Origin of the sequence: Pseudomonas sp. ANT_H12B, from assembly GCF_008369325.1 — a bacterium.
Classification (GTDB): Bacteria; Pseudomonadota; Gammaproteobacteria; order Pseudomonadales; family Pseudomonadaceae; genus Aquipseudomonas.
Genome location: NZ_VOBI01000039.1, coordinates 1 through 11,963 on the forward strand (window position 1 = coordinate 1; position 11,963 = coordinate 11,963).

The following is an 11,963-nucleotide window of genomic DNA, read 5'->3' on the forward strand; positions in this document are numbered from 1 at the left end:
GTTGGAAGGAATAAACAATCGAATAAAGGTCATCAAGCGGATGGCGTACGGTTACCGGGATAGCGAATTCTTTTTCATGAAGATCAAGAGCGTCTTTCCCGGTAATCCGTGATGAACCAAAAAAAAGCCCGCTGGGGAGACGGGCTAGGGGTATTGCTTTCTAACGGATGAACTGAGAATACGTAGAGCGCTGTGAAAACTTTGTGAAAGACAATTCGTTTAATACTCGCTGTCGCGCGATTTTTCCGACATGAAAAACCCCGCTCAATGGCGGGGTCTGTCCGGTTGACTGTTACTTCCTTGAAGGCGTTGCCACCTTGGGCAAAAACTTCGCCTTGGCCCCTCGGGGCACCGCAGATTTTACTTTGCTGGTCTGGATCGGATCTTCACCAAAGCCCGCCACATACTCCGTCTGGCCACACTGCACGCAATTGTTGATTGGAAACTCAGCCCCGTCGTCTTCGATATACGGATCAGCCATATCTTCGCCCCTTTCAAAAAGGGATCGATACCGGCAAGCCCTATTTGCCTGAAAAATATCGACCACCAAGGCTTTTGAGACTAGTTGGTCATTACTGGACTTGTAATTCAGATTGCCGCAAGCCCGACGAATGGCCTCTTCCCCGAATCAACGCAATTTAACTGCCGTCCCGGTCACAAATACCACGACCATCCCGCCCTTGCCGGCCGGCATACTGATCTCGAAATCGAGCCCCACCACTGCATCCGCCTGAAGCGCCCGAGCCCGTTCCTTGATCTCCTCTGTCGCCTGGACACGCGCTTCCTTCAACGCCCGCTCCAACGTTTGAGAGCGTCCACCGAAAAAATCCCGCATGCCGGCGAACAGATCGCGAATGACATTGACACCCTGCACCGACTCGGCGCTCACGATGTCCAGGTAGGCGGTGATTTGTCGGCCTTCGATGCTGTGGGTCGTAGTGGTGATCATTAAATTTCCTCAAGGCAACCTGGACAGAGACTGAGCCAACGCATCAAACGCTGGCAACGTAACGGGATCGTTGGCCGAATTACTGGCGACCGGATGGGAGGCGTAGCGAACGATCACCATCTCGGCCTTCGGGTCGACATAGATGCGTTGCCCATGGACCCCGCGCGCCATGAATGCCCCGCCCTCTTTGTTCGTCACCCACCACATCGAACGGTAGCTCCAGCCCTTCAACTGGTCGTAGCCGGCCTTGGCAAAAGCCTGCTTGTCGCCGCCACGGCGGATGTCATCCACCAACGCTTTGGGCACGATCTGCTGACCGTTGAACGTGCCGTCATTACGCAACATTTCGCCAAACCGTGCCAGGTCTCGCAGACCCGTATTCAAACCGCCACCGGCAAACGGGGTGCCAATGGAGTCAACCGTGAAGTAGGCATCCTGCTCAGCACCCAGACGACTCCAGATGCGCTCGGACAGCAATTGCGCGACATTGCGACCGGTCACTCGAGCGATCACCCAGCCCAGTACATCGGTGTTGACAGTCTTGTAGCCAAACGTGTTGCCATGTTTGCCTTGCAGTTGCACGGTCTGCAAAAACTCGTAGTAACTTCGCGGGCCGCTGTAGTCCTCTGGCTTTGGCAACGGGCTGCCGGCTTTTGCATGCGCCCAGACCTCGGCGTTCGGGTCGGCGTAGTCCTCGCTGTATTGGAGACCCGTGGTCATATCGAGCACCTGGCGCACTGTGGCGCTGCCAAACGCAGAAGCCGCCAGTTCGGGGACATATTCGGCGACTTGTTTGTCCGCATCGATTTGCCCTTGCGCCACCAACATCGCCCCCAGCGTGCCAACCACGGACTTGGTCACCGACATTGCCGCATGCTGGCCGTCCGGTTTCAGCACGCCAAAATAACGCTCGTAAACCACCTTGCCGCGGTGCATCACCACAATGCCGTCGGTATAAGTGGCCGCCTGGGATTGCTCCCAGGTCATCGACGCCTTCGCGCCGAGCGGGACAAAACTGATGGCATCGATCTCGTTACGAAGCGTCGATTGCAAGGGAACCGGCGCGCCTAGTCCTCGCGAAACATTGATCGTTGGCATCAGTTGACGGAAGTTCGAGACACTCCAGCGCATCGCCGGGAACTGAAAATAACTGCCATCTTCAAAACGCACGGTGCGATCGGCAGGTGGTGGCGATCCCACCATCCAGCCTAGTTTTTCAGGATCGCTGGCGGCTGCATCGGGGAAAGGTGTGGTGGTGGCTGCGGTGGCGATTGATGACACGAAACACATTAACAACGCTGCTAATGGCGTGGCGATGCGGTTGGAAACAGCGCGCGGGTCAGACATAAGAGATCGATTCCGTTCGAGGGGCCGCAGCAGTCTAACAGGAGGACGGAACTTGCCCGAAGACCGCGCTTCTTGGCGGATTGAATAAGTCGTACCTGCAAAGCAGCCAAGTGAGCTCAGTAATCTGGAAAATCGTCCAGGTAACACACAGGCGAACTGGAGCCCGAGTAACGATCAAGCTCCTCTTCCAGCCATTGGGCGAGAATCACTGCATTGTTTGCCTGCTGGTCTTTGGCCGCGAAGACGAGGGTGAGCGTGCCCTTTTCGGCAAACTGCAACAGCTCCCACCAATTCTGTGGGCGGGCGGCCAGTTCAAGGCGATAAGCGACTGTGAACTGTGCAAAATCCAGTTCCCCAGTCTTGAACGACTTAAGTAATGCAGCAGAAGGTCCGACGTCTGGTAGCCATGCGTTCAGCTGCAGCTGCTCTTTCAGACAATTTCGTGGCCACAAGCGGTCAACCAGGACGCGGCGTCCGTCTTCAGGGGTGGCGGAGGTGTAGGCGCGTTTGCACTGAATCATGATGATCAGTCATTCATAAGCTTGGCAACGCCACGCGTGATGAATTCCAGATTCTCATCGAGCGGCGTTAAGGTGGCGCGAACTTTAACTGCTATGTCGGTGGAGCCGAGCTGCTCGACAATGTTTGATAGCTGTTCCACGGCCTCCGCAATGGCGAGTTGGTTTTCGTTGAGCTTGAAAATCAGGGAAGGAATGAGGTCGTTTGTGGGCATGGCTTGGTCCTCCTTTGGGTGAAGAAAGAATAGCAGCGAACATCAAAAAGCCCGCTCGGGGGCGGGCTCGATATGTATAAGCAGCTACCTGTTTAAGGAGTGACGGCATGGAGTCGACGGCCACTGACTTCGACCTGCTGGCCGATGGCAAACTCTTGACGCGGAGAGCGCACGACTTGCTCTTCACCGGTATCGCTACGCACTTTGTATGCGCGCTCCTCCAGACCGCTTGCTTTTTGCACCCCACTTCCGGCAAACAACCCAATCACCGCCCCCACTACCGCGCCAAAGGGGCCACCAGCCGCACCACCAACCAACACACCAGTGCCAACTCCAAATGCGGCGCCTGCGGTGGTATCTCCAGTCTGCGAGAGGATCTCGTCAGCGTATACGGCACCTGTGCTCAAGAGGGAAAGACCAATACTAACGGCGATAACGCGTAGATGTTTCATGCTGCCTCCCGGAGGCAAGCCGAGATGCTTGCCATGTTGACCGTCATGAGCGGGCTACAGAGGGCATGCGCCGCTTATCTGGCACAGATAGAAGCGTAGCAGGCAGCGTATGGAAAACATCAAATACATCAGAAATGGACGAAGTCGTAACCGAAACTGAACCCTTTCGTCACCCTGCCGGCCAGCTTTTGGCGTTCACACTTTTTTCACGTACAGGCGCGTAACGTTGTTCCTGCTCCTTGTAAGACCTTAAGCCCGCTAATCCCCATCGCGGGCTTTTCTTTGCCTGCGATTCGGTCCCGCCACTCTTTCTGCGCTTTGGTCTGACCCAGGGATTTTTCATTCCTTGTCCGCTATACCCACGCGTTCCCGACTCACTGGGGAGTCAGCGTGTAGTGATAATGGACCGCTCCAGTATCTGGATGCACCAGCCAATAGTCCTCCTTGTCCTTTTTAAGCCGATAACACTCTTTTGGAGTTCTTGCCGAAGTGAAACAAATCACTCCGTCCTTGACTGCCCAATACTCCGTCTCGGGTGGATTGCCGGACATTTTAAATATTCCGTTCCATCGGCATTGAAGCTCAATGAATAGGGCAAGCCAGTGGTACCTACATTTTTCAGCTTGTGGCCGATCAAGGTACTGCGAACCCGATCATCATCAAGCGCCACAGCGGTGGGAGTTACCGGTTGAACAAGCCCCATGAAAGACAGGACACCGTTTCCTCCTTACGATAAGGGATAGGCAAACGGTTATGTTTATGACTAATAGCAACGATAAGAGTGGGGAGCTTTTGGGCCAGGAGCGGCGGCGCCGCTGGAGCCCGGAGCAAAAACTGGCCATGGTTCGCGAGAGCCTTGAGCCAGGACAAAGTGTGTCGGTGGTGGCTCGGCGCAACGGCATCAATGCCAATCAGCTGTTCCTGTGGCGCAAGCTTTATCAGGACGGCGCCTGTCGGCGGTCAGTGCCGGTGAAGGCTTGGTGCCTGCCTCCGAACTGAGCGATGCGCTCAAGCAGATCCGTGAACTGCAACGGATGCTGGGCAAGAAAACGATGGAAGCGGAAATTCTCAAAGAGGCCGTGGAGATCGCCCGGTCGCGAAAATGGATTGCGCACTCACCCTTGTTGCCGGGGGACGACCAGTGAAGCTGGTCAGCGAATGTCTCGGTGTGTCGCGCTCGCCACGTCGACACGAAGGCCGTATTGCGGTGAAAACCAGCGATACGCGTTGGTGCTCGGACGGCTTTGAGTTCCGCTGTGAGGACGGCGCCAAACTGAGCGTGACCTTCGCCCTGGACTGCTGTGATCGCGAAGCCATCGGCTGGGTCGCGAGCCCGACCGGGTACAGCGGCGATGATATCCGCGACTTGATGCTGGAAAGCGCAGAGCAACGGCATGGCCGAGAGCTTTGTGAAGACGATCAAGCTTGACTACTTGGCGCACATGCCCAAACCGGATCGGGAAACGGCGTTGCGCAACTTGGCAATTGCCTTCGAGCATTTACAACGAGCAGCATCCGCACACCGCCTTGAACTACCGCTCACCGAGGGAGTTCAGGCGCTTAGCGGCAGCATCAATTTAACAGGGAGTTGGTGTCCGGTTTTGTAGGGGCAAGTCCAATTAAGCAATTCACATCTCCTATTTGACTAAGGTGATTGGTACTTCTGAGAGCTGAATCACCTTAGCCGCGACAGAACCCAGAAAGATCCCCGCCAGAAACCCGTTACCATGTGAACCTAGGATGATGCTGTCACATCCTAGAGATTGGGAGCACGCCACGATTCTGCTGGCAGCATCGCCTTGTAACGTATGGAAAGTGAACGCAATGCCTTCTTGCTTAAGAAGAGCGACTGCCTTTTGTGACTCTTCAGCACTTTTGTCTTCGTAGTAACGATCAAGCTCATCCTCACCCATGTCATGTGCGATTCGAGTTGGTAAAAGTGGCTGCACATTCACCAGATATACCTCAACACTTCCTCCGAGTAATCCACCATCTTGGATCAGTCCGATGAGGTAAAGCACCGCGCGCTCTGAATGTTCGGAACCATCAACAGCAACAAGTATTTTATGCATTTTCCAGATCCTCTTTTCATTGGCTTGAAGATGCTTGTCGAGCTACATGCGTTTAGGGTGTGGCCAGCTTGCAACCAGCTCTACTCGGACAAACGGATTCGAATCTGTTTTTCAATCTCAATGATCGCAAAGAGCGCAACACCGCCCCCGATGATCAGTAGACCATCAAGGAAGGGATCGCTTCAGTGGCAAACACCCTTTGCAGCGGTGGTGCATACGTGATGGAGAACTGAACGACGGTAACCACTGCGACGGTCATCCACACGACCTTGGTGCCACGAATGCCCTTCCAGGTAAGCGATGTGCTGTAGAGATTGCGAATGAAGAACAAATGGAATATTTCCATCACGACTAGCGTGTTTACCGCGATGGTTCGGGCCAACTCCACGGAGTAACCACGGTCGAGCGCATACGAAAAAATACCGTAAACGCCGCAGAGAAACAGAATAGAGACAAGCACCATGTGCCAGACCAATGCGCCACTTATGAGTGGCTCTTTGCGTGAACGGGGCGGTCTGCGCATGGTGTTTTCTTCGGTAGGCTCGAACGCCAGTGCAATGCCAAGTGTCACTGCAGTAATCAGATTGATCCACAGAATCTGTATCGGCGTCACCGGCAGTGTAAGACCGAGTAGCAGGGCCACGATGATGGTCATCGTCTCGCCCGCGTTGGTAGGCAGCGTCCAGCTCAGTACTTTCTTGATGTTGTCGTAGACCGTCCGGCCTTCGCGCACCGCTGCCACGATGGACGCGAAAGTCCTTTACCGCCTCCTTGAGGAGCCGGCTGTCGGAGTACGGGTAATGGCTCGCCGCAACGCCATCGTGCGTCGCCTGCCAGCCATCGAAACGCTAGGCTCGGTATCCGTCATCTGCACTGACAAGACCGGCACACTCACCCGCAACGAGGATTCACCGGTGAGAATTGCTTCTTGAATTTGTAGTCTGTTCGCGTGCAGCAGGCGTAAATCAGCAGGTACTTTGTCTCCGGCCTCCAGCAATACAATATCGCCCGGTACTAGCTCCTCGCCTACAACACTCAAGCGTTCGCCTGCACGAACTACTGCGGCGTGCGGTGCCAGCATCTGCCGGATAGCGTCCATAGCTTTTTCCGCTTTGCCTTCCTGGACGTATCCAATGATTGCGTTTGCAATAACCACTGCGAGAATCACCACCGTGTCCCACAGATGCTGCAGCATCGCGGTAATCGCAGCGGATCCTAGAAGCACATAAATCAGAAGGTTGTGAAATTGCAGCAGGAATCTGAGCCACGCAGGTCGACGTGCTGCTTCTGGCAGGCGGTTGAAACCAGTGCGGGCAAGCCTGGCTTGAACTTCGGTTGCCTCCAGCCCGACATGTTCATTCACCTCAAGCAGGTTCGTCACTTGCTCTGCAGGCAGCGTATGCCACGCCACGGAATACGTGGGAACCGGTGTTTGCTCAGTTGCTGCGTCGACCACCGGCTTCTTCAATGAATATCTCCTGCGCGCGCAGCTCATCTGAAACGGGTTGAGGTGGTCATGAGCGGGCGGGTATATCAGAATGCTGAAAAAATCGTTGACCGCTCTTACATGCTTTCCGCCTTCAAGCTGATACGAACTCAAAGATCCATGCAACCAACAGCCTGATGATTATTGACCTAAATCAAATTATTCGTGGCTGGTAGTGTGACAAAATATTTTACTGAGCAATCTGTGCTCTCAGCTTTTTATAATTGATGGTGTTAGCCTTAATCTTAGTATTGGTTGGAGCGCCAGGAATATATATAACAATAATATTGCCTTTTTATGCTGCCCCTATCTGTGGCATGCAGTTACCGCAACACCTTTATATATTATTACTTTACAGCCGCGTATTTGTTGCACTCAAAGGAAAAGTCCAACCATACGGAGCTGCCTAGCTTGATTGAGCACTACTATCGACCGGGGTCTCGTCCAGCACTTCTGGTGCTCCTGGTAACTCGGTAATCACACTGAAGTCAGTTACCTCAACGGAACCCAACCCGTAGCCCAGCAGGTGGAACGAGAACGCCTTACGCGACTGCGGATTGTCAAAACTGAAGTCCATCTCCAGTGGCTGATCGGCCGTGACGATCATTTCTGCGGGGAGGCCCAGTTGGACATCCTGTTCCAGCTCCTTGGCCTTGAGCAGAATGTAGGCGTTCTGATGTGGGTCTACCGAGCGCACGGTCAGACGCACGCGAGTCTGTGACCCCTTGGGCATTTCCAGATACTGCGCGCCAATGAGGTTGTCGGCCCAGTCATCCTTGATCTGCGCCTGAAGCGGGATGATGGCGGGACTGCCGAACTGGTAGTGCTGGTTCAACGGTGTCCGGACCAGCGAATGATCCAGTGCCGTCGCTCTGGCTACGATTTGGCGGGCACGCTGGCCCCCATACTGCCCCGTCAAAGTTGCACGCTCGGCAATGAAGCCGGCGCTGGCGTAATATCGACAGCGCTGTTGAAAGTCACACTCGGTCAAGGTGCCTTGGCCATCGTGATAGCGCAGCTTGTCGTTGGTGAATGACATGATTTCGCGGCCCGTTTCATAATCACGAAACAGGGAACGACCGCTCAAGGCTGAGGGGACAGGTAAGGCGAAGTAGTCGAGTATCGAGGCACTCAGATCGACATGCCCGTAGACCCCAGATTTCACCCTGGGCAACTGATCCTGCTCGGGCGCGAGCATCAGGTTGAAGCCCCAAGAGGAAGCCAGGCGCACACCATCTATGCCGTGGGATTCGTCCGAGGTGATCACCACCAGGGTGTCTTTTAAGATGCCCTGACGCTCCAGGCCGCGGAGGAATTGCCCGAGAGCATCATCCAGATACCCGACGGCGGCCTGCTTGGGTGTGTCGTAGCGCTCAAGATAGTCTTCAGGGGCCGAATAGGGTTGGTGGGTGCCAACGGTCAGCAGGGTCAGCATCCACGGCTTTTTCTGCGTTTTCAGCTGGCCGACGTAGTCCAGCGCCCCTTCGAAGAACGCCTTGTCATCCTTGCCCCAAGGGAACTCCAAGTAGTTGCTGGTGGTGAACCATTCCAAGCCGTGGGTAGCATCGAAGCCGATGTGCGGCATGATCTTGTCTTTGGCCATGAATCGCAGGCCCGCCCCCTGAAGGTAGTGCGTGGCAAACCCGTTTTTTTGCAACTGGGCAGGCAGGCAGGCTTGGTTGCGTTCGCTCTGGGTCAACATTTCGACGCCCTTGGGCGTGCCGTTGTCCAGCTTGTCGTAATCGCCGCAAAGCATCGCATAAAGGCCACGAATGGTTTGATGGCTATGCAGTACATAGTCCGGCGTATTCATGCCGCGTTCTGCCCAACGACTGAGGTTGGGCATGAGGTTTTCTTGATAGCTGCTGTGCAGGGCTTGTCGGTTGACGCCGACGTAGGCGCCGGGAATACCTTCCAGCGCGATGATCAACACATTGCGCGCACGCCCCGGTGCCGCGAGCAGTTTCTGTCCGTCCAGATCGAGTTGGGTGAGCCCCGCCATTTGCGGTGGGACATCGACAACATCACCTTCCAACCACTCTTCTGCGCTTGCCTGAACATCGCCAACGCTCGCGGCCAGCAACTGATGCGGGAGGTTGAACAAGCGCCACTGGTCTTCTTCTGAGGGGTACAGGTGCTGAGCGCCCCAATGGGCGATCAATAGCAGTAGCGGTGCTGCCCAAGCGCTTCGTGGCAAGCCCGGAGCAGGAGTGGCGCGTCCCAGATACTGCGTGATCAGCCAAATCACCAGTCCAAGAAACAGAGTGGCCGCTAGCCAAGGCTGGGCGAAACCACCACCGGTAGAGTTTTCCAAAAACTGAGGATCGATCAGGTAGTGCAGGTCTGAGGAGTTTGGAAGTCTACCGACCGCGCTGACCAGTTCGGCAGTCGCCAGCGTCATAAGTCCCCATGCCAGCAACACTGGAAGTGCTAACCACCAAGGACGGCGATGCAGGAGTACGATGAGCAGGCTCGCAATTCCCAGATCTGAAAGGTAGCCGAGTGGATTCGACCAACCCAGTGCCGCACGCAGGCACACAGGTACGATCAGAACCAATCCGATCAAAGTGATGAGGCGTGCATAGGGTTGTCGTAACCAGCGACGGATCATGTTCACAGCGGCCTTCCAGACATTAAATCTTCATACAAGTGTGCTGGATGGTATCAAGCGATGGGAAGACTGATCGGGATATTTGACAAGGCCAGCCATGGGGATGGAGCCGATAAGCGGCATGGATATTGTTACGCATGCCAGTAGGTTCTGGTCTAAAACCCCATTCCAGAGCACTGAATGAAAAACATTAATGCCAGGTTATGGCCTTTTACAATTCACTGTTTCGTTTAACATCGCCATGTTCGTGTAAGCGCCAGATGTTAATTTATTACCCTTTAAGTGATCCAAGGACGTTGATGACCAAGCATCAAGCTAAAGCCGAAACCCCTAGAGCAGCCGCGATTCTGGCTCGCTTCCTGTCGTCCGAATCCGCTGGCGGTCTCGTGTTGATGGGTGCAGCTCTGGCCGCTCTGATTGTTGCTAACTCGCCTCTATCCCAGAGTTACTTTGCAGCCTTGCACAGCGTTTGGATGGGCATGTCTGTAGAGCATTGGGTGAATGATGGTCTGATGGCGATCTTCTTCCTGATGGTTGGGCTCGAAATCAAACGAGAGGTGCTGGCCGGTGGGCTTTCCACTTGGGGGCAACGCGCCTTACCTGGATTTGGTGCTTTGGGCGGCATGATTGTTCCTGCGCTGATCTACATCGCCATCAACTGGGGTAATCCTGAGACCTTGGGGGGGTGGGCGATCCCGACCGCTACTGACATCGCATTCGCCTTAGGTGTTTTGTCGTTGCTGGGTAAGCGAGTCCCGACTTCACTGAAGGTGTTTCTGGCTGCCTTAGCGATCATTGACGATCTGGGCGCGGTGGTGATCATCGCCTTTTTCTATACGTCGGGCCTTTCCATGCCGATGATGCTGGCCTCGCTTGCGACCCTGTTCATTCTGATCGCAATGAATCGATTGGGCGTAAGGCGATTGTTCCCATATCTCCTGGTCGGTGGTGTGCTGTGGTTCTTCGTGCTGCAATCGGGTGTACATGCCACGCTGGCGGGTGTCGCTGTGGCGCTGTGCATCCCCATGGGCAAGCCAGAAGAGGAAGCCCGATCTCCGCTGCTTTTCCTGGAAGAGAAGTTGCACATGTGGGTAGCGTTCGCTGTGGTGCCGATTTTTGGTTTCGCCAACGCGGGTGTTTCATTGGCCGGTATTTCGATGGAGAACCTGGTCGATCCGGTTCCGCTGGGTGTAGCTCTGGGGTTGTTGGTGGGTAAGCAGGTCGGTATTTTCCTATTGACTGCTCTGGCCATTCGTATGGGCCTGGCCAAGCTCCCGGAAGGGAGTACCTGGGTTCAACTCTATGGCGTAGCACTGTTGTGCGGCATTGGTTTCACTATGAGCCTATTCATTGGCAATCTGGCGTTCGCCGGATCAGCTCTTTTGATTGATGAAGTCAAAGTCGGTGTATTGATCGGATCGATTCTGGCAGCGTTCGGCGGCGTTATAGTCCTTCGCCGCAGCAGCGTCCTAACGAGTGCTGCCGTAGCCAAATAATCTCTCTTGATATGACCACAGTATTTCTTGAAGCCTAGAAATACTGTGGTTTAGAAACCTGCGTCAGCGAAGCAATAAGACAGGCATGCTGGCTGTTCGAAGCACTGTCTTAGTCGTGTTATCCACCAGGAATTAGCCTACCTATTGTGAGTTTGAGGCTGGGAAAGTCTCCAATGTGGTGTGGATGACGAAAATCTAATCATCGCTTAGCATGAGGAATGTGTATTTCGCGCAGCCCAAAATCTTAAGGAAAGTTTCCCATGTCTCGTTTGGCTGAATATCGCAAGCTTGAACAACAACTGGCCGAACAGCTCGCAGAGCTCGATTCGATGAAAAGCGATTCAGGTCTGCAGCGAGAAATGGACTTTGAAAGCAAGCTCCGTGCATTGCTCGGCGAGTTCGGCTTCAGTCTGCAGAACGTCATCAACCTGCTTGATCCGCAGGCCGGTCGCCGCTCCCCTGGTGCTGCTGCCGCACCGAAGGCAGCCCGTAAAGCCCGCGAGGTGAAAATCTATAAGAATCCGAATTCTGGTGAGTTAGTCGAAACCAAGGGCGGAAACCATCGCCAATTGAAAGAATGGAAAACCGAGTTCGGTGCAGATGTTGTTGAGGCGTGGCGCACTCAATAACATCATTTGTAAGTACGAAAGGCCCTGTGAGGGTAATGCCAGTCGGCTAAGCTGACTGGCATTTTTTTGGTTCATCACGGATTACCGGGAAAGACGCTCTTGATCTTCATGAAAAAGAATTCGCTATCCCGGTAACCGTACGCCATCCGCTTGATGACCTTTATTCGATTGTTTATTCCTTCCAACTG

The 11,963-nt window shown here is 54.4% G+C and carries 13 protein-coding genes and 3 pseudogenes; 5 read left to right on the plus strand and 11 right to left on the minus strand.

All coding sequences use genetic code 11. From position 1 onward, the window contains the following. Window positions 1–112, plus strand: a 112-nt coding sequence (locus tag FQ185_RS29745) for a transposase (RefSeq protein WP_036984840.1), incomplete at its 5' end; no start/stop codon positions are given. Between the two features lie 180 nt (window positions 113–292). On the opposite strand, the gene FQ185_RS29750 is transcribed toward FQ185_RS29745, so the two are convergent. From FQ185_RS29750 to FQ185_RS29775, 6 genes are all read right to left on the minus strand, one after another. Beyond that, window positions 293–481 (minus strand): hypothetical protein, encoded by a 189-nt coding sequence (locus FQ185_RS29750; protein ID WP_149420557.1) that lies wholly within the window; start codon window positions 479–481, stop codon window positions 293–295. Window positions 482–628: 147 nt separating this feature from the next. After that, a complete protein-coding gene (locus tag FQ185_RS29755; protein ID WP_149420558.1) occupies window positions 629–949 on the minus strand; it encodes a YbjQ family protein in 321 nt (106 codons plus the stop codon). 9 nt (window positions 950–958) lie between these two features. Further along, a complete protein-coding gene (locus tag FQ185_RS29760; protein WP_371926711.1) occupies window positions 959–2,239 on the minus strand; it encodes a serine hydrolase domain-containing protein in 1,281 nt (426 codons plus the stop codon). 173 nt (window positions 2,240–2,412) lie between these two features. After that, window positions 2,413–2,817, minus strand: a complete 405-nt coding sequence (locus tag FQ185_RS29765) for a DUF488 domain-containing protein (protein ID WP_149420560.1) — start codon at window positions 2,815–2,817, stop codon at window positions 2,413–2,415. A 5-nt stretch (window positions 2,818–2,822) separates the two neighbouring features. Beyond that, on the minus strand, window positions 2,823–3,029 hold the full coding sequence (locus FQ185_RS29770) for a hypothetical protein (protein WP_149420561.1): 207 nt from the start codon (window positions 3,027–3,029) through the stop codon (window positions 2,823–2,825). Window positions 3,030–3,121: 92 nt separating this feature from the next. Then, complete coding sequence (locus FQ185_RS29775; RefSeq protein ID WP_256730523.1) at window positions 3,122–3,481, minus strand: hypothetical protein; 360 nt, start codon at window positions 3,479–3,481, stop codon at window positions 3,122–3,124. A 759-nt stretch (window positions 3,482–4,240) separates the two neighbouring features. Between FQ185_RS29775 and FQ185_RS29780 the strand changes: the two are divergent. After that, window positions 4,241–5,062, plus strand: a pseudogene (locus FQ185_RS29780) (transposase). A 56-nt stretch (window positions 5,063–5,118) separates the two neighbouring features. On the opposite strand, the gene FQ185_RS29785 reads toward FQ185_RS29780, so the two are convergent. Both FQ185_RS29785 and FQ185_RS30380 read right to left on the minus strand, forming a co-directional pair. Next, on the minus strand, window positions 5,119–5,553 hold the full coding sequence (locus tag FQ185_RS29785) for a universal stress protein (RefSeq protein WP_149420562.1): 435 nt from the start codon (window positions 5,551–5,553) through the stop codon (window positions 5,119–5,121). Window positions 5,554–5,707: 154 nt separating this feature from the next. Further along, window positions 5,708–6,295: a cation transporting ATPase C-terminal domain-containing protein gene (locus tag FQ185_RS30380; RefSeq protein ID WP_256730524.1), complete on the minus strand. Its 588-nt coding sequence runs from the start codon at window positions 6,293–6,295 to the stop codon at window positions 5,708–5,710. Between the two features lie 40 nt (window positions 6,296–6,335). Between FQ185_RS30380 and FQ185_RS30820 the strand changes: the two are divergent. Further along, a pseudogene (locus FQ185_RS30820) lies at window positions 6,336–6,476 on the plus strand (hypothetical protein); the annotation flags it as partial. A 35-nt stretch (window positions 6,477–6,511) separates the two neighbouring features. Here the strand turns inward: FQ185_RS30820 and FQ185_RS30385 are convergent. Then, a pseudogene (locus FQ185_RS30385) lies at window positions 6,512–7,048 on the minus strand (cation-transporting P-type ATPase); the annotation flags it as partial. 397 nt (window positions 7,049–7,445) lie between these two features. Beyond that, entirely contained in the window at window positions 7,446–9,650 is a 2,205-nt protein-coding gene (locus FQ185_RS29795; RefSeq protein WP_149420566.1) for an LTA synthase family protein, read from the minus strand. Window positions 9,651–9,949: 299 nt separating this feature from the next. Between FQ185_RS29795 and nhaA the strand changes: the two genes are divergently transcribed. Beyond that, window positions 9,950–11,146, plus strand: coding sequence for a Na+/H+ antiporter NhaA (nhaA, locus tag FQ185_RS29800; protein WP_149420563.1), 1,197 nt, complete (start codon window positions 9,950–9,952; stop codon window positions 11,144–11,146). Between the two features lie 260 nt (window positions 11,147–11,406). Then, window positions 11,407–11,775, plus strand: coding sequence for a histone-like nucleoid-structuring protein, MvaT/MvaU family (locus FQ185_RS29805; protein WP_149420564.1), 369 nt, complete (start codon window positions 11,407–11,409; stop codon window positions 11,773–11,775). A 74-nt stretch (window positions 11,776–11,849) separates the two neighbouring features. Here the strand turns inward: FQ185_RS29805 and FQ185_RS29810 are convergent. After that, on the minus strand, window positions 11,850–11,963 hold a 114-nt coding region (locus FQ185_RS29810), incomplete at its 5' end, for a transposase (RefSeq protein ID WP_143497295.1).